Origin of the sequence: Pseudomonas sp. 11/12A, assembly GCF_000800055.1 — a bacterium.
Taxonomy (GTDB): domain Bacteria; phylum Pseudomonadota; class Gammaproteobacteria; order Pseudomonadales; family Pseudomonadaceae; genus Aquipseudomonas; species Aquipseudomonas mohnii.
On record NZ_JUGV01000001.1, the window covers coordinates 752,029 to 769,220 of the forward strand.

At 60.9% G+C, this 17,192-nt stretch carries 11 protein-coding genes; 9 read left to right on the forward strand and 2 right to left on the reverse strand.

From position 1 onward, the window contains the following. Positions 1-64 precede the first annotated feature (64 nt). Entirely contained in the window at positions 65-1,048 is a 984-nt protein-coding gene (locus GQ39_RS03560) for a GlxA family transcriptional regulator (protein ID WP_047527353.1), read from the forward strand. Between the two features lie 35 nt (positions 1,049-1,083). On the opposite strand, the gene GQ39_RS03565 is transcribed toward GQ39_RS03560, so the two are convergent. Beyond that, on the reverse strand, positions 1,084-2,910 hold the full coding sequence (locus tag GQ39_RS03565) for a glycoside hydrolase family 15 protein (protein ID WP_047527355.1): 1,827 nt from the start codon (positions 2,908-2,910) through the stop codon (positions 1,084-1,086). Between the two features lie 174 nt (positions 2,911-3,084). Here GQ39_RS03565 and GQ39_RS03570 point away from each other — a divergent pair, with 174 nt between their 5' ends. Further along, positions 3,085-4,260, forward strand: a complete 1,176-nt coding sequence (locus GQ39_RS03570) for an MFS transporter (protein ID WP_047527357.1) — start codon at positions 3,085-3,087, stop codon at positions 4,258-4,260. 163 nt (positions 4,261-4,423) lie between these two features. On the opposite strand, the gene GQ39_RS03575 is transcribed toward GQ39_RS03570, so the two are convergent. After that, on the reverse strand, positions 4,424-6,886 hold the full coding sequence (locus GQ39_RS03575; protein ID WP_047527360.1) for a TonB-dependent siderophore receptor: 2,463 nt from the start codon (positions 6,884-6,886) through the stop codon (positions 4,424-4,426). A 226-nt stretch (positions 6,887-7,112) separates the two neighbouring features. On the opposite strand from GQ39_RS03575, the gene GQ39_RS33155 reads away from it, so the two are divergent. The 7 genes from GQ39_RS33155 (at position 7,113) to GQ39_RS03610 (ending at position 17,191) form a co-directional block, all read left to right on the forward strand. Next, positions 7,113-7,421, forward strand: a complete 309-nt coding sequence (locus GQ39_RS33155) for a transposase (RefSeq protein ID WP_047527362.1) — start codon at positions 7,113-7,115, stop codon at positions 7,419-7,421. Between the two features lie 8 nt (positions 7,422-7,429). Next, the gene (locus GQ39_RS03585) at positions 7,430-8,260 is read left to right on the forward strand and encodes an IS3 family transposase (protein WP_236693133.1); all 831 of its coding nucleotides are present in this window, start codon (positions 7,430-7,432) and stop codon (positions 8,258-8,260) included. 729 nt (positions 8,261-8,989) lie between these two features. Then, complete coding sequence (locus GQ39_RS03590) at positions 8,990-9,472, forward strand: sigma-70 family RNA polymerase sigma factor (protein WP_047527365.1); 483 nt, start codon at positions 8,990-8,992, stop codon at positions 9,470-9,472. A gap of 457 nt (positions 9,473-9,929) precedes the next feature. Continuing rightward, on the forward strand, positions 9,930-12,647 hold the full coding sequence (gene mgtA, locus GQ39_RS03595; RefSeq protein ID WP_047527366.1) for a magnesium-translocating P-type ATPase: 2,718 nt from the start codon (positions 9,930-9,932) through the stop codon (positions 12,645-12,647). Positions 12,648-12,800: 153 nt separating this feature from the next. Next, positions 12,801-13,214: a hypothetical protein gene (locus GQ39_RS03600; RefSeq protein WP_047527369.1), complete on the forward strand. Its 414-nt coding sequence runs from the start codon at positions 12,801-12,803 to the stop codon at positions 13,212-13,214. A gap of 110 nt (positions 13,215-13,324) precedes the next feature. Then, entirely contained in the window at positions 13,325-13,951 is a 627-nt protein-coding gene (locus tag GQ39_RS03605) for a response regulator transcription factor (protein ID WP_047527371.1), read from the forward strand. Beyond that, a complete protein-coding gene (locus GQ39_RS03610) occupies positions 13,952-17,191 on the forward strand; it encodes a transporter substrate-binding domain-containing protein (protein WP_047527372.1) in 3,240 nt (1,079 codons plus the stop codon). Position 17,192 lies beyond the last annotated feature (1 nt).

The following is a 17,192-nucleotide window of genomic DNA, read 5'->3' on the forward strand; positions in this document are numbered from 1 at the left end:
CGGCTTCACTGTAGGCTCGTAGGATTTGGCGCATACGCCAATTACCCCACGAATTACGCCAATCATGCCCAAGACCATTCATGTGCTCGCCTTCACCAACGTGCAATTGCTGGACGTCACCGGGCCGTTGCAGGTCTTCGCTTCGGCCAACGACATCGCCCGTCAGCAAGGCTTGCCGCCGCCCTATGCGCCGACGGTGATCGCCAGCGGCGGCGGGGCGGTGATGTCGTCGGCGGGGTTGGCCTTGCTGGCCGGACCGTTGCCGGAGCAGGGCAGCGACACCTTGATCATCGCCGGCGGCTGGGGCGTTTATGCGGCGGCTGAAGATCTGCCGCTGGTGGCGTGGGTGCGCGAGCATGCAGCGGGGTGTCGGCGGGTTTCATCCGTATGCACCGGGGCGTTTTTGCTCGCGGCCAGTGGCTGGCTCGATGGGCGGCGTGTGGTGACGCACTGGACCCGTTGCGAGCAGCTGGCGCAGCAGCATCCGCAATTGCAGGTCGAACCCAATCCGATTTTCATCAACGACGGTCCGGTCTGGACCTCGGCCGGGGTCACCGCCGGCATCGACCTGGCGCTGGCCATGGTCGAGCAAGACCTCGGCCGTGGCATGGCCCTGGAAGTTGCCCGGCAACTGGTGGTGTTCCTCAAGCGGCCCGGCGGTCAGTCGCAATTCAGCGTGACCCTGTCCTTGCAAAAAGAAGGCAACCGGTTCGACGAGCTTCACGCCTGGATCAGCGAAAACCTGACCAAGGACCTCGGCATTCCGACCCTGGCCCAGCAGGCCGGCATGAGCGAGCGCAGTTTCGTGCGCCACTACCGCGCCGACACCGGCCAGACCCCGGCACGGGCCATCGAGCAGATCCGCGTCGAGACCGCGCGACGGCTGCTCAGCGACACCGGCGTGCCGATCAAACGGGTTGCCGTGCAATGCGGGTTCGGCAGCGAGGAAACCCTGCGTCGCAGCTTTCTGCGCGCCATGGGCGTGACACCACAAGCCTATCGTGAGCGGTTTTCCGTCAATGCCGGGACAGATCCAGTGCTGCCTTGAACGGGATGCTGGCGTTGCCACTGTAGTCAGTCCGTTCAAGGCTGCCAAACACTCTTCTCCCCACTCAACTTCCGATCCAGAAAACACGCCGCGCTGATCAATGCCAGGTGCGTCAGCGCTTGCGGCGTGTTGCCCATGTGCCGCGCCTGGCTGTCGAATTCTTCCGCGTATAACCCCAGCGGGTTGGCGTAGCGCAGCAGCTGTTCGAATTCCAGATGGGCCTTTTCCACGCGGCCGGCCCGGGCCAGGCATTCGACGTACCAGAACGAGCACGCGGCGAAGGCGCCTTCGGTGCCGGGCAGGCCGTCGATGGGGTTGTCGTCATTGTGATAGCGATAAACCATGCCGTCGCGCACCAGGTTCTTTTCGATGGCATCGAGGGTGGCCAGCCAGCGTGGGTCCTTGGCGCTGACGAAACGCACCAATGGCATCAGCAGCATCGAGCCGTCGAGGGCGGTGCTGCCGATGTGCTGGACGAAATGCCCGCGTTCCTCGTGCCAGAAATTTTCCCAGATATCGGAATAGATGGCCTGCCGCGTCTGGTCCCAACGGGCGAACGGGGCGGGCAGGGAGCGTTTCGAGGCGAGGCGGATCGCCCGGTCCAGCGCCACCCAGCACATCAGGCGCGAGTGCAGGAAATGATGCTGCTCGCCGCGCATTTCCCAGATGCCGACATCGCCCTGCTGCCAGGTTTCGCAGACCTGATCGACCACTTCTACCGTGTGCTTCCACCCTTCGTGGGAAATGGCTTCGCCGTACTTGTTGACCAGGTACACCGCGTCCATCAGCTCGCCGAAGATATCCAGTTGCACCTGCGCATACGCCAGATTGCCGATGCGCACCGGAGTTGCACCTCCATGGCCGGACAGGTGTGTGAGTTCGATTTCCGGCAGTTCCTGACGGCCGTCGATGCCATACAGGATATTGAGTTTCATCGCGTGGCCCCGACAGTCACTGACCCGCCCGCGCAACCAGCGCATGTAGGCGTTGGCCTCGTCGACGAAACCCAGGCGCATGAAGGCGTAAACGGTGAACGAGGCGTCGCGGATCCAGGTGTAGCGATAGTCCCAGTTGCGTTCGCCGCCAACGCTTTCCGGCAGGCCGAAGGTCGCGGCGGCGAGGATGGCGCCGTGTTTGCGCGAGGTGAGCAGCTTCATCGCCAGTGCCGAGCGATTGACCATTTCCCGCCAGCGCCCGCGATAGCTGGACTGCCTGATCCAGTCGCGCCAGAACTTCAGGGTGCGCTCCAGACACAGATCGGCGGCGCCCTCCCTGAAGCGCGGATCGTCGATGGCGCCGAGCAGAAACCCGGCGGCCTGATCCTGTTCGAGGGTGAATTCGGTGACCGCCACGTTGCCGTCGATCCTTAGCGGTTGGTCCGTGGACAGCCGCAGTGACGGTTGACCGGCGGCGCTGAAAATCACGTCCTTGCCGTCCAGTCGTGCGAGGGTCTTGGCGCGGGCGTAGTCATGGCGTACGGCGCAGCGCAGGCGAAACGTCGCCCGGCCACTGACCACCCGCACCCGACGCATCAGCATCGGCAAATCATCTTCGGTGTCGCCGATGGGCAGCAGATCGGTGATTTCAACAACAGCGCGGTCACTGAGCCAACGGGTTTGCAGCACGTTGGTTTCTGGCAGGTAAATCTGCTCGCGACGCGCATCGGGCAAATCCGGGGACAGCTGGAAAATACCGGCCTCGGGGGTGTCCAGCAGCGAACAGAAAATCGACGGACTGTCGAACTCCGGCCAGCAGAAAAAATCCACGCTGCCCTTGTCGTTGACCAGCGCGGCGCTGCGCATGTCACCGATGATGCCGTGGGCGTCGATGGGGCTTTGTCGTTCCGGGTGATGATCAGGCATAACCGTGAAACTCCGGGAGTTGAGCTCCTATGCAACTGACTGGCCCGAACGCCCTGGAGTTCATTCGATGGGAGAGCAGGGTGTCTGTGACCTTCACATTCAAGCAACAAATTGCCGCTTCCCCCTCAATCCGCCGTTGTGGCACTTTGCAGGCCCCTATCGAGGCCGGACCCCATGGCGAACCCCTACCGCGAACTGTTCAACGCCCCAGGCAGCCGCGCCTTCGTGCTAGCCGGAATGATCGCGCGCATGCCGATTTCCATGACCGGCATCGGTCTGATCACCATGCTCTCGCAGTTGCAGGGCGGCTATGGGTTGGCCGGGGCGGTGGCGGCGACATTTGCCCTGGCCACGGCGTTTTGTGCGCCGCAGGTGTCGCGGCTGGTGGACCGTTTTGGCCAGCGGCGGATCTTGCCGGTGTCGGCGTTGGTCGGGGGCGGGGCGCTGTTGATGGTGTTGCTCTGCACCCGCTTGCAGGCGCCGCACTGGACGCTGTTCGTGTTCGCCGCGCTGGCCGGTTGCATGCCGAGCATGTCGGCGATGGTGCGGGCGCGCTGGACCGAGGTCTATCGCGGTCAGCCGCAACTGCAAACGGCCTATGCCCTGGAATCGGTGCTGGACGAAGTCTGCTTCATTGTCGGGCCGCCCTTGTCGGTCGGGCTGTGCGTGGTGGCGTTCCCCGAGGCCGGGCCCTTGGCAGCGGCACTGATGCTGGCGATCGGCGTGACCGCGTTTGTGTTGCAACGCGACACCGAGCCCGCGCTGCATCCCCATGAAGAACATCACCAGGGGTCGATCATCCGTTCAAGGGACATTCAGTTGCTGATGCTGTTGATGGTCGCCATGGGCACCATCGTTGGCGTGGTGGATGTGGTCAGCGTGGCCTTCGCCCAGCAACAGGGGCAACCGGCGGCGGCGAGCGTCGTGTTGTCGGTGTATGCCATTGGTTCGTGCCTGGCCGGACTGGCGTTCGGCGCATTGCGCTCGAGCGTGCCGCTGCCGCGATTGTTCCTGTACGGCGGAGTGGCGACAGCGGTGACCACCTTGCCGCTGCTGCTGGCGGTGAACATTCTCGGGCTGTCGCTGGCGGTGTTCGTCGCCGGGCTGTTTTTTGCGCCGACGCTGATCGTCGCCATGGCCCTGGTGGAGCAAATCGTGCCGCCGGCCAAACTCACCGAAGGCCTGACCTGGCTGGTCACCGGGTTAAGCATCGGCGTGGCAATCGGCGCCGCCAGTTCGGGGTGGCTGGTGGATGCCTTCGGGGCGCGCAGCGGATTCTGGGTGGCGATTGCGGCGGGGGCGGTGGTACTGGGTTCGGCGGTGCAAAGCCACCGTCATTTGAAAGGATGATTCACCCGTGGGAGCTTGTTCCCACCGTTAACCCAAGCGACTGCACCGTTTGTGGCCATCCTGCATCCCTATGGGAGCGAGCCTGCTCGCGATGTCGGCATCGCAGACGACAAAAAATGCCCGCATCTCACAATGCGGGCATTTTTCATTTCGGTTCACCCGCTCAGAAGTTGTACTTCGCGGTCAGTTGCAGGTTGCGCGGTTCGCCGTCGAACGTGGTGCCGAAGTTGCCCAGGCCTGTCAGGTAGCGCTTGTCGAACACGTTGTTGGCGTTGACGGTGAAGCTCAGGTGATCGTCGTACTGATAGCGGGTCATCAGGTCCACCAGGGTGTAGCCGCCTTGTTTGAGCGAAGTGGCGCCTTCGGTAGGGCTGGAGCTCTGGCCGTAGAACGCGCTCTGCCAGCTGATGCCGCCGCCGACGGTGACCTGGTCCAGTACGCCGGGCAGGCGATAGGTGGTGAAGGTGCGCACGACGTGTTCCGGTTTGGTGGTGGCCAGCGGAAAGCCGTAGATGCGCTGTTCGTCCTTGTCGCGGGTACGGGCGTAGGTGTAGCCGGCCGAGACGTTCCAGCCTTCGGCCAGTTCGCCGGCCAGTTCCAGTTCGACACCCTTGGTGGTCGCGCCGGAGGTCGGTTTGTAGATGTCCTGGCCGGTGTTCGTGTCGGTGATGACGTATTGGGCGACGTTGTCCTGCTCGATGCGGAACAGGGCCAGGCTGGCGTTGAGTCGGCCATCGAGGTAGGCCGCTTTCAGACCGGTTTCATAGCTGTCGCCTTCGACCGGGTCCAGGGTCTTGCCGCTGGCGTCTTTGTTGATTTGTGGCTGATAGATGTTGGTGTAACTGGCATAGACCGAGTAGGTGTCGTTCAGGTCGTAGACCACACCGGCATAAGGCGTGACGACCCCGTGTTCCTTATAGCCGGCATGGGTGTCGGCCTGACCGGCGTCAGCGTTGTAGCGGTAATCTTCGTTGTACTTGAAGGTACTCAGGCGGCCGCCGAGGATGAACGACAGGTCGTCGGTCGGGCGCAGGCGCGTGGCCAGGTAAATGCCGTTCTGGCTCTGGGTGCGCTCGTATTTGCCGTTTTTCGGGAAGTCCTGGTACGCCAGGTCGCCGTTCCAGTCATAGATGCTGCCCGGGACCAGTTCGAAGGCGCTGGTGTCGTAGGTCGCACCGGTCTGACGGGAGTGGGAGGTCATGAAACCTGCCACCAGTTCATGCTCACGACCGCCCAATGTAAACGGGCCGGTCACGTTGACGTCTGCGGTGTTCTGCACCCGATGACCTTCCCAGCGGCCCCAGTAAAGGAACATGCCTTCACCGGTGGCGCGGTCCGGGCTGCCACCGCTGGCCGAGGCCAGGCGGGTGTCGTGGTCGGTGGTTTTCTGGTCGAGGCTGAGCTTGAGTTTCCAATCGTTGGCCAGTGCCTGTTCCAGGGCGGCGAAGTAGGTGGTGCTGTCGAAATCCCGACGGCTCCAGTCGGCACCCGGGTTGAAACTGCGCGGGAAATCGGTACGGCCGCCATCGGTGAAGTACACCGCGTTGCCGGTCCAGGAACTGCCGCGCGGGGTGGCGCTGGACTTGTCGACGCCGAAGGTCAGCAAGGTGTCGTCGCTCAGGTCGGCTTCGAGGATGCCGTAGAACAGGTCTTTTTTCTGGCTGTAGTGGTCGATGTACGAATCCTTGTCCTGATAGGCACCGACGAAGCGACCACGCACGTTGCCCGAATCGGTCAACGAACCGGAGATGTCGCCTTCGGTGCGGTAGTTGTCCCAGGAACCAGCGGTGGCGCTGATCGACGCCTTGAAGTCCTTGGTCGGCTTCTTGCGTACCAGGTTAACGGTGGCCGACGGGTCGCCCGCGCCGGTCATCAGGCCGGTCGAGCCTTTGATGACTTCGACCCGATCCAGGCTGGCGGCGTCGTCGCTGTTGTTCGGGTTTTCACCGTAGACGCCGTCGTAAGGGATGTTGACGCCGTCGTACTGAAAGTTGGTGATCGCAAAGCCGCGAGCGGAGAACTCGGTACGGTCACTGTCGTACTTTTGCGCCGAGACCCCCGGGGTATTGCGCAGCACATCACCGACGCTCTTTGAACCCTGATCGTCCATTTGCTGGCGGGTGATCACGGTGACCGTCTGTGGGGTTTCCCGAATGGTCAGCGGCAGCTTGGTGGCGGTGGTGGTCGCGCCGGTGGTGTAGGAGCCGGTGTCTTCGGTGACCAGCCCCAGGGCCTGGCCGGAAATGGTGGTCGCGCCCAGTTGCAGGCTGGAGGCACCGCCGGACGTCAGCGTGACGCTGTTGCCATTGATCTGGAACGAAATACCGCTGCCCTTGAGCATTTCGGCCAATGCCGCGGAAGGCTCCAGCGACCCGGACACCGCGCGGGATTTGAGGCCGGCCACTTGATCGGGGCTGTACAGGATCTGCAGGTTGGTCTGCATGCCCAGTTCCGTCAGAGCGCTGGACAGTGGTTGCACGGCAATACTGACTTTTACCGGTTGCGCATTGGCCATCGAGCTCCCCAGCAAGGTGGCGGTCAGCAGAATGCCGGTCAGCAGGGTTCGATGCAGGGTCGGGCGCTGAACGGCCAGCGCGAGAGGTGTGCGGCGTGAAAGGGATCGCATTACTTGCCTGTGCTCCTGAAAAGGGTCGTGCGGAGTTTTTGTTAATGGGAATTATTATTAAGACGGGGCGTGGGCGCGAAACCGGAAAAGAAATTTCAGAATGATGAATGGCTGAGGTTTTTAGGTTCAGGCGGGGCGAAAACAACCTGTAGGAGCGAGCCTGAACTGGCCTAATGATCCCGGACACCTCTTAAGGGCGATATGATTCGCCCAATCAGGAGGTTCCATGCAAGAGCGAAAGACCTATACCCGCGAGTTCAAGCAACGTGCTGCAAGCATGGTTCTTGACGACAACTGTTCAGTTTCCGACGTCTGCGCATCGATGGATGTCGGCCCTACGGCTCTGCGCCGCTGGGTTGATCAGGTGCGTAAAGAACGTCAGAAAGGGCAACCCGTAGCAGGTACTAAAGCGATCAGCGACGAGCAGCGAGAACTCCAACAATTACGCGCCAAGATCAAACGCCTGGAGACTGAGGCCGAAATCTTAAAAAAGGCTACCGCTCTCTTGATGTCGGATCCCGATCGTTTTTCCTGATTGAGGAGCTGAGAGAGTCAAGCTCGTATCCGACCAGCCAGCTTTGCAGTGCTCTGGGCGTTTCTCGCAGCGCGTTCTATGACTGGCGCCATCGCCGCTCAGTACCAAATACCGAGCGTGATGCGCTCAGGGCAAAGGTCGTACAGCTGCATGCTGAAAGTAGGGAAAGTGCCGGTGCGAGAATGATCTCCCAGTGCTTGAAGGCTCAGCGGCTCAAGGTTGGAAGGTATCTAGCAGGAAGACTGATGGCGGAGGCGAATCTGGTTAGCAGACAGCGCCGCCGCCATCAATACCGCTCCAGGGGCGTCGAAGCATTTGTGGCCAAGAACCTGCTCGAACGTAACTTCGAGCCAACAGCAATCAATCAGGTCTGGTGTGGCGACGTTACCAGCCTGATGGTCGGGAAACGCTGGTATCACTTGGCGGTGGTCATTGATCTGTTCGCCCGCCGAATCGTTGGCTGGGCGTTTTCTCTGATCAATGACGCCAACCTGGTTAGCAGGGCGCTGAAAATGGCAGTGGAGGTTCGAGGCAAACATGCGGGCTTGATGTTTCATTCGGATCAAGGCTGCCAATACACCAGCCAGCGTTTTCAGTCCGATCTGCTGGATCATGGGATAACGCAAAGCATGAGCCGCAGGGGGCAGTGCTGGGACAATGCGCCAACAGAGCGTTTCTTCGGGACGCTCAAATCAGAGTGGGTGCCCACCAAGGGCTACACGACAGTTGAAGAAGCCAGGCAGGATATGACCAGCTTCTTTATGCGATACAACCGAATCAGGCTCCACAGCTACAACAACTACCTGTCGCCAATAGCCATGGAGCAAAAAGCGGCATAAACACCGTAATCGGTGTCCGGGGTTACTTGACCAGTTCAGCCTGCTCGCGATGGACGTCTGGGCGCCGCGTATCGTCAGGTTGTCTCGCGTAATCGTTGGCGTTTTTCGCGAGCAGGCTCGCTCCTACAGAAAACGGCGGAGCGGGGGGTGAAAAACAACCTGTAGGAGCGAGCCTGCTCGCGATGGACGTCTGGGCGCCGCGTATCGTCAGGTTGTCTCGCGTAATCGTTGACGTTTTTCGCGAGCAGGCTCGCTCCAACAGAAAACGGCGGAGCGGGAGCGAAAAACAACCTGTAGGAGCGAGCCTGCTCGCGATGGACGTCTGGGCGCCGCGTATCGTCAGGTTGTCTCGCGTAATCGTTGACGTTTTTCGCGAGCAGGCTCGCTCCTACAGAAAACGGCGGAGCGGGGGGCGAAAAACAACCTGTAGGAGCGAGCCTGCTCGCGATGGACGTCTGGGCGCCGCGTATCGCCAGGTTGTCTCGCGTAATCGTTGACGTTTTTCGCGAGCAGGCTCGCTCCTACAGAAAACGGCGGAGCGGGGGCGAAAAACAACCTTCAGGTGCGTGGGGCCACGACTATTTCCGAGCAGGGCAAAGCATTACTTTAAATCTATATGAGAATTACTATAAATTACGCACCTCAAATTGCCACTATCGTGCCACTGCCTGCATCAGTGTCCGATCAAGTCGCTCAAGGACAGAAACCGCACCCGTGCGGACGGGAGTCATGTTGGAAAACTACTATCGCGAGCTGGTGTGTTTCCTGAACGCCAAGCTCGGCAACCGTCAGGTGGCCGAAGATGTGGTGCATGACGCTTACCTGCGTGTCCTGGAACGCTCCAGTGACACGCCGATCGAGCAGCCGCGGGCGTTTCTCTATCGCACCGCGCTGAATCTGGTGATCGATAATCATCGGCGCAATGCCTTGCGCCAGGTCGAATCGCTGGAAGTGCTGGACAGCGAAGAACGCTGTGTCAGTCCATCGCCCCTCAACAGCCTCGACCATGGCCAACGCATCGACATGCTCCAGCGCGCATTGGCCGAACTGCCACAGCTGTGCCGCGAGAGCTTCCTGCTGCGCAAGATCGAAGGACTGACACACCCGCAGATCGCCGAGCACCTGGGTATTTCCAAGGCCATGGTCGAAAAGCACATCGTCAATGCGATGAAGCACTGCCGGGTGCGCATGCGGCAATGGGATGCGCATTGATCGGCCCGTTGCCCCGTCCTTATCATGAAAAAACAGCCTGCAGCCGCTGCGTAACAGGGCCCTCAAAAGCGCTGCAACGATTGTAAACTGAACCCTTCCTGAAGAACCCCACGATTCCCCCTGCAAGATTCTGTAACAGGTTTACTCTCCAAAAACCGGGGCGTAAGCTTCGCGCGTTTTCATCAATAGCGGAGACCCACAGTGGGTACTTGTTCGAGTGACAGTAGTCGGCCGGTTTCGATAACCGGCACCTTCACGGCAAGATAACGCGCATTTTTTTATGCCGTTGTCTCGCCGTAAAGCGAGCAGCGGCATCCCGATTCCGGCCGGCCCAGGCTGGATTCCCGACGTCCTCTCATCGACGCTGAACCGTGCGTGATGTTCGACTTTGTGTCGTCTTCGCGGCGCATCGACACGCCTGCTCGACGGTTTCCTGGCCGACCCTGGGGGAACTGCCATGAACCTGACCCTGCTCAAGGAATTCTTTGCCGGATTCCTGCGCACCCGCCACATTGCCCGGCACTTCCGTCGCCTGGCACTGCTGGAAAATTTCACCGACACCACGGTCAGCCGTGAGGTCCCGCCCACCCTGGCACAAACCCTGGTCAACGCCGCGATCAGCGATACCGGCCACTTGCTGGAGAGCCTCGGCAGCCACACCGACGGCCTGAGCGAACTCGAAGCCGAAGCCGTGCGTGAGCAGGTCGGCCTCAACGAAGTCGAACACGAACAACCGCTGCCATGGTGGGTTCACCTGTGGCACTGCTACAAAAACCCGTTCAACCTGCTGCTGACCCTGCTGGCGGTGATCTCCTGGCTGACCGAAGACATGAAGGCCGCCACCGTGATTTTCTCGATGGTGGTGCTCTCGACCTTGCTGCGCTTCTGGCAGGAAACCAAATCCAACCAGGCCGCCGACGCCCTCAAGGCCATGGTGAGCAACACCGCCACTGTGCTGCGGCGGGACCTGGAAGACCACGGTGCCCAGCGCATCGAACTGCCGATCAAGCAACTGGTGCCAGGCGATCTGATCGTGCTCTCGGCGGGTGACATGATTCCCGCCGATTGCCGGGTGCTGAGCGCCAAGGACTTGTTCGTCAGCCAGGCGGCCATGACCGGTGAATCGATGCCGGTGGAGAAGTTTCCACGCCAACAGGACAACGACACCTGCAACCCGCTGGACCTGGACAACATTCTGTTCATGGGCACCAACGTGGTGTCGGGCACGGCCATGGCGGTGATCCTGACCACGGGCAACAGTACTTATTTCGGCGCACTGGCGCAGCGGGTCGGCGCCACCGACCGGGCACCGACCTCGTTCCAGACCGGGGTCAACAAAGTCAGTTGGCTGTTGATCCGCTTCATGTTCGTGATGGCGCCGCTGGTGTTGTTCATCAACGGCTTCACCAAGGGCGACTGGACCGAAGCGCTGTTGTTCGCACTGTCGATCGCCGTGGGCCTGACCCCGGAAATGCTGCCGATGATCGTCACCTCGACCCTGGCCAAGGGTGCGGTGTTCCTGTCGCGCAAGAAAGTCATCGTCAAACGCCTCGACGCCATCCAGAACTTCGGTGCCATGGACGTGCTGTGCAGCGACAAGACCGGCACCCTGACCCAGGACAAAATCTTCCTGGCGCGCAATGTCGATGTCTGGGGCAACGACTCCGACGATGTGCTGGAAATGGCGTACCTGAACAGCTACTACCAGACCGGCCTGAAAAATCTGCTGGATGTGGCGGTGCTTGAACACGTGGAAATCCACCGCGAACTGAAAGTCGGCACGGCGTTTCGCAAGGTTGACGAGATCCCGTTCGATTTCAATCGCCGGCGCATGTCGGTGGTGGTGGCCGAGCGTGACCAGCCACACTTGCTGATCTGTAAAGGGGCGGTCGAAGAGGTGCTGGCGGTCTGCTCGCGGGTGCGCCATGGCGAGATTGACGAAGCGCTGAGCGAGGAACTGCTGGCGCGGATTCGCCAAGTGACCGCGACCTTCAACGCTGAAGGGCTGCGGGTGGTTGCCGTGGCCGCGCGGCCGATGGTTGAAGGGCGTGACGCCTACAGCCTGGCGGATGAACGGGACCTGACGCTGATCGGCTACGTCGCCTTCCTCGACCCGCCGAAAGAAAGTACCGCGCCCGCGCTCAAGGCGTTGGCCGCCCACGGTGTGGCGGTGAAAGTGCTGACCGGCGACAACGAACTGGTCACCGCGAAGATCTGCCGTGAAGTCGGCCTGGAGCAACAAGGCCTGCTCATGGGCAATGACGTTGAGCGCATGAGCGACGCGGAACTGGCGGTGGCGGTGGAGCACACCAATGTGTTTGCCAAACTCACGCCATCGCACAAGGAGCGCATCGTCCGTTTGCTCAAGGGCAATGGCCATGTGGTCGGCTTCATGGGCGACGGCATCAACGATGCGCCGGCCCTGCGCACCGCCGACATCGGGATTTCGGTGGACAGTGCCGTGGACATCGCCAAGGAGGCGGCGGACATCATCCTCCTGGAAAAGAGCCTGATGGTGCTGGAGGAGGGCGTACTGGAAGGTCGGCGGACCTTCGCCAACATGCTCAAGTACATCAAGATGACGGCCAGTTCGAACTTCGGCAACGTGTTCTCGGTGCTGGTGGCCAGTGCATTCATTCCGTTCCTGCCGATGTTGCCGATGCACCTGCTGGTGCAGAACCTGCTCTACGACATCTCGCAGATTGCCATTCCGTTCGATAACGTCGACGCGGACATGCTGAAAAAACCACAGCGTTGGCAACCCGCCGACGTCGGGCGGTTCATGCTGTTTTTCGGGCCGATCAGCTCGATCTTCGACATCACCACCTTTGCGTTGATGTGGTACGTGTTCGACGCGAACACCCCGGACCATCAAACCCTGTTCCAGTCGGGCTGGTTCGTGGTCGGGCTGCTGACCCAGACGCTGATCGTGCACATGATCCGCACGCCGAAGATCCCGTTCCTGCAAAGCCGCGCGGCGATGCCGTTGATGGTGATGACCGCGGTCATCATGGCGGTGGGCATTTTCCTGCCGATGGGACCTCTGGCGCACTACTTCAAACTGCAGGCGCTGCCATCGCTGTACTTTGTATTCCTGCCGGTGATTCTGCTGGCGTACATGGGCCTGACCCAGGCGGTGAAGGGGTTCTACATCCGGCGATTCGGCTGGCAATAAGGCTGTCAACCGCAGGCGCCGGGCAAGTCCGGTGCCTGCGGGAGAACGCGCAGCCAACGGGGTACGGGATTTAGGAAAAGTCCTACAGAAAGCTCGATAGGTCTTCCGTAGCCTTGCGCCCTCACTCATCTGACACCTTTCTGGGGGCGCACGTTGTCGAACAAGTCCTTACGCATCCTGATCGCTGACGAGCAACACTTCAATCGGCTGAGAATCGAGCGCTGGTTCAACCAACTCAATTATTTTCGGATAGCGCCAGTGCAAAATCTCGACGAGTTGCTGAGCCTGGTGGAATACGGTGGCGAGCCCTTCGACCTGTTGGTCATCAATGCCGCGCTACCGGGCGGGAAGCTGGATCTGTTGGATTACTGCCTCGACAACCGGCAGTTGGATCGCGTGTTGATCTACGACGGCCAGCAGGCGCAACTGCCACCTGTCCCAGCCTGCGAGCAGCAGAAAATTCAGGTGAGCCATGCCTCGCTGCCGGATCCGGGGACGATCCAGCGCCTGATGGCGATCATTGATCCGCGCCTACCGTTTGTCGGCACTGTCATTTCTGTCAGGTAGTTCGCAGAGGCTTTTCATGCAACAGTCTATGCGCAGCTACTGCGTCCAATTCGAGCTTTGCTCATGGGTAATCAGTGCCTAATCGTCGTGTTGTTGCACAGGGAGTAGCCATGAAGTCAGTGCTGATAGTGGACGATCACCCGGTGATTCGCGGCGCACTCAAAATCGTACTCAAGCAAGAGGGGTACAAGCGCATTTATGAAGCGGCCAGCGGTAACGAAGTGCTGCCGATGATCCGTGAGCACCGACCGGAACTGGTGGTATTGGACCTGAACATTCCGTCCCTCGACGGGCTGGATGTGCTGGCCAGGATCAAGGCCGGTGAGGTGCCGTGCCGGATCGTGGTCTTCACGTCCCAGGAGCCGGAGTTTTTCCAGGACCGGTGCATGCGTGCCGGCGCCTCTGCCTTCGTCGCCAAGACCAATGACCTGCAGCATTTGCATAAGGCCGTGCACGCCGTGATGTCCGGTTATACCTATTTCACCCGGTTACCCTCCAGTTCAGTGTCGTTGACCGCATTGCAACGCAGCGAAAAACAGATGATCGCCAATCTGTCGGACCGCGAGCTGTCGATCTTCCAGCACCTGGCCAGGGGGATGAGTAACAAGGCTATCGCCGAAATCATGCATTTGAGCCACAAGACCGTCAGCACCTACAAAACCCGTTTGACGGAAAAGCTCAATGTCGATTCACCGGTGCACCTGCGCGATCTTGCCCGGCGCAATCACCTGATCTGAATGAACATTATTCGACGCCCGCGCGACCTGAGCATCCTTTTGCTACTGGGACTATGCCTGTGGGCATCGAGTGCCTGCGCGCAGCCGCAAACGCTGACCCTGCTCGGGCGCTCAAGCGTGGAGGGTGACAGCGTCAAGCTGTCAGCGGCCGATTCGCGCTGGCTGCAGCAAAAGGGGCGGCTGGTGCTGGCCGTCTCGGCTCCGGATTATCCGCCCTTCGACATCACCACCACCGGCCATGCGCTGGAAGGGGTGACGGCGGACTATGCCGGTGTGCTCCAACAACTGTTGCAGGTGCAGATCGACGTTCAGCGCTACGCGTCCCGGGAGGAAGCAGTCCGGGCGCTCAAGGAGGGGCATGCGGACCTGTTGGGCACGGCCAATCGTTATGAGGCTCAGGACCCGCAGTTACAGATGTCCAGTGCCTATGCCGTCGATCAACCGGTGCTGGTGACCCAGACCGATGCGCCTCAGATAACGGACCCGGCGCTGGCCCGCAAGCGACTGGCGATGCTGTACCACTATTTGCCCGAACACAGCGTGCAGCAGTTCTACCCCGACGCGAACGTTCAGCTCTATCCCTCGACGCTGGCGGCAGTGGGTGCCGTGGCCTTCGGTCAGGCGGATGCGTATCTGGGCGATGCGATCAGCGCCCATTACCTGATCAGCAAGAACTACCTCAACAACGTGCAGTTGGCCGACTTCTCGCGCATGGAGTCCGGCCGCTTCGCTTTTGCGATGAGCCGCAACAACCGTCCGTTACTGCGCATCGTCAACCAGGCGTTGGCGATGATTGCCACCAATGAGCAGATGAATATTTTGCGGCGCTGGGGGGCGGGGGGTGTGTCCATGCCGGGTACTCAGTCACTGCAATTGAGCGTGGCCGAGCAGCGTTGGCTCGACCGGCACCCGCGTGTGAATGTGGCGATCAATGCGAACATCCCGCCGATCACGTTCACTGACAGCGAGGGCCGGTTTCGTGGCATCGGTGTCGATGTCCTGGCGAAAATCGGCCTGCGCACCGGCATGCAGTTCGACATCCACGTCATGCATTCGGTGAGCGAGATGTTAGAGGGCATCAAGAGCGGCCAGGTCGACATGCTGGCGGGGATCGGCCTCAGTTCTCGACGGGAAGAGGCGCTGCTCTTTACCCGGCCATTCCTGACCAGTCCTTCGGTGCTGGTGACACGGGTAGCACCGGGCAGCCCCAAAACCCTGGATGAGATGGCCGGAAAAACCCTAGCGCTGACCCAGGGCAACATCGCCAGCGAGTACATTCGGGAGCACTTCCCGTTGATCCGCTGTGTGGATGCGCCCTTGTCGGCGGAGGCCATGGAAATGGTCGCCCAGGGCAAGGCCGATGGCAGCATCAACTCCTTGATCGGCGCCCGCTACCAGATTTCCCGGCAATACCGCGATCGTCTGCAAGTGACCAGCACGGTGGGCACCGACCCCGCTCGCAGTACCCTGGCCACCAGTCGCGAAGCCACCGAGTTGCATTCGATCCTGGACAAGGCGCTGCTGAGTATCCCCCCTGAAGAAATCGACGAGCTGATACTGCCCTGGCGCAATGACCTGATGGTCGAGCAGAGCTATTGGCTGCGGCATCGGCAGACCATTTTCCAGGCGTTCGCCGCCGCTGGCGTCTTGCTCTTGATCGCTTTGGCAGGGATCGTCTGGCAGCGTCGGCAGATCCGGCAGCGTCAACAATTGCTGGCGCAACTGCAGGACGCCAAGGACGCCGCGGACGACGCCAACCGGGCCAAGACCACGTTTCTGGCCACCATGAGCCATGAAATCCGCACGCCCATGAACGCCCTGATCGGCATGCTCGAACTGGCGCTGAAACGGGCGGATGAAGGTGTCACCGACCGTTCGGCCATCGAAGTGGCATCCAATGCCGGCCAACAATTGCTGGCATTGATCGGTGACATTCTGGACATCGCCCGGATCGAGTCCGGGCATCTGTCGCTGACGCCGGAGCGCACCCGATTGCAGGCGTTGGTGCTGTCGGTGTGTCGGATCTTCGAAGGCCTGGCGCGGCAGAAAAACCTGCAATGGCGGGTTGAGCTCGACCCACAGAGCGACTGTGATGTGCTGATCGATCCCACGCGTTTCAAGCAAGTGCTGTCCAATCTGTTGAGTAATGCGATCAAGTTCACCCCTGAAGGCGAGGTCAGTCTGAAACTGCGGGTGGATCAGTTGTCATCGCAGCGTCTGGCGGTCAGCGTGCAAGTGCAGGACAGCGGCATCGGCATCAGCGCCTTCGATCAGCAGCGCTTGTTCAGTCCCTTCGTGCAGGCCGGCAATGGTCAGCAATCGGGTCGGCAGGGTTCCGGGCTGGGGCTGGTGATCAGCCGCACCTTGTGCGAAATGATGGGCGGCCGCTTGCAGCTCGAAAGCACCCTCGGGGGCGGTACCCGTGTCGACATCAACCTTGAACTGGTTGCGTTGCAACCGCTGCCGGCCAGCGCGTTGGAGGACCGCGCCGTGCAAGCACCGACACGACCGCTGACGATATTGGTGGTCGACGATTACCCGGCCAATCGCGTGTTGCTCTCGCGGCAGTTGAGCTGGCTGGGGCATCAGGTGCTGGAGGCCGAGGATGGCCAGCAAGGTCTTGAGCAGTGGAGCGAGTACGAATTCGACCTGGTCATCACCGACTGCAACATGCCGGTGGTCAGTGGTTATGAGTTGGCGGGGGCGATTCGCGACGAGGAGCGGTGCCAGGGATTGTCGCCGATGGTGATCCTGGGGTTAACGGCCAATGCGCAACCCGAGGAGAAAATTCGCTGTATCGAGGCGGGGATGGACGATTGCCTGTTCAAGCCGATTCGGTTGGAGGATCTGAGCGCCTGGTTGGCCGCAAGGTTTTTGAGCGAGCCGGCCGCGCCGGTCAAAGCGCCGTCATCCGGCGAGATCGACTTGAGCGGACTGGAGCGCTACGTGGGCGCCGATCATGAGCTGATTACCCAGTTGTTGCGCGATCTGGCGGTGACCAATCGCGATGATCGTGAACGCCTGCTGCAGGAGCATGCCAGCGGCAATCACCATGGCTTGCAGGAGCTGGCGCACCGGATCAAGGGCGGAGCGTTGATGGTCCGGGCCATGAATCTGGTCGAGTGCTGCGAACAGCTGGAACGTGCGTGTGGCGAGGGCAACGCGTCACTGATCGACGTCGCCGTCGATCAGCTGCAGCAAGCCATGAGGCGCCTGGAACAAGGCCTTGAGCAGGGCTGAC

Excerpts from the sequence above, each read along its gene's own strand:
- GQ39_RS03560 (WP_047527353.1), top strand. The coding sequence starts at position 65 with ATGCCCAAGACCATTCATGTGCTCGCCTTCACCAACGTGCAATTGCTG.
- GQ39_RS03565 (WP_047527355.1), bottom strand. The coding sequence starts at position 2,910 with ATGCCTGATCATCACCCGGAACGACAAAGCCCCATCGACGCCCACGGC.
- GQ39_RS03570 (WP_047527357.1), top strand. The coding sequence starts at position 3,085 with ATGGCGAACCCCTACCGCGAACTGTTCAACGCCCCAGGCAGCCGCGCC.
- GQ39_RS03575 (WP_047527360.1), bottom strand. The coding sequence starts at position 6,886 with ATGCGATCCCTTTCACGCCGCACACCTCTCGCGCTGGCCGTTCAGCGC.
- GQ39_RS33155 (WP_047527362.1), top strand. The coding sequence starts at position 7,113 with ATGCAAGAGCGAAAGACCTATACCCGCGAGTTCAAGCAACGTGCTGCA.
- GQ39_RS03590 (WP_047527365.1), top strand. The coding sequence starts at position 8,990 with ATGTTGGAAAACTACTATCGCGAGCTGGTGTGTTTCCTGAACGCCAAG.
- mgtA (WP_047527366.1), top strand. The coding sequence starts at position 9,930 with ATGAACCTGACCCTGCTCAAGGAATTCTTTGCCGGATTCCTGCGCACC.
- GQ39_RS03605 (WP_047527371.1), top strand. The coding sequence starts at position 13,325 with ATGAAGTCAGTGCTGATAGTGGACGATCACCCGGTGATTCGCGGCGCA.
- GQ39_RS03610 (WP_047527372.1), top strand. The coding sequence starts at position 13,952 with ATGAACATTATTCGACGCCCGCGCGACCTGAGCATCCTTTTGCTACTG.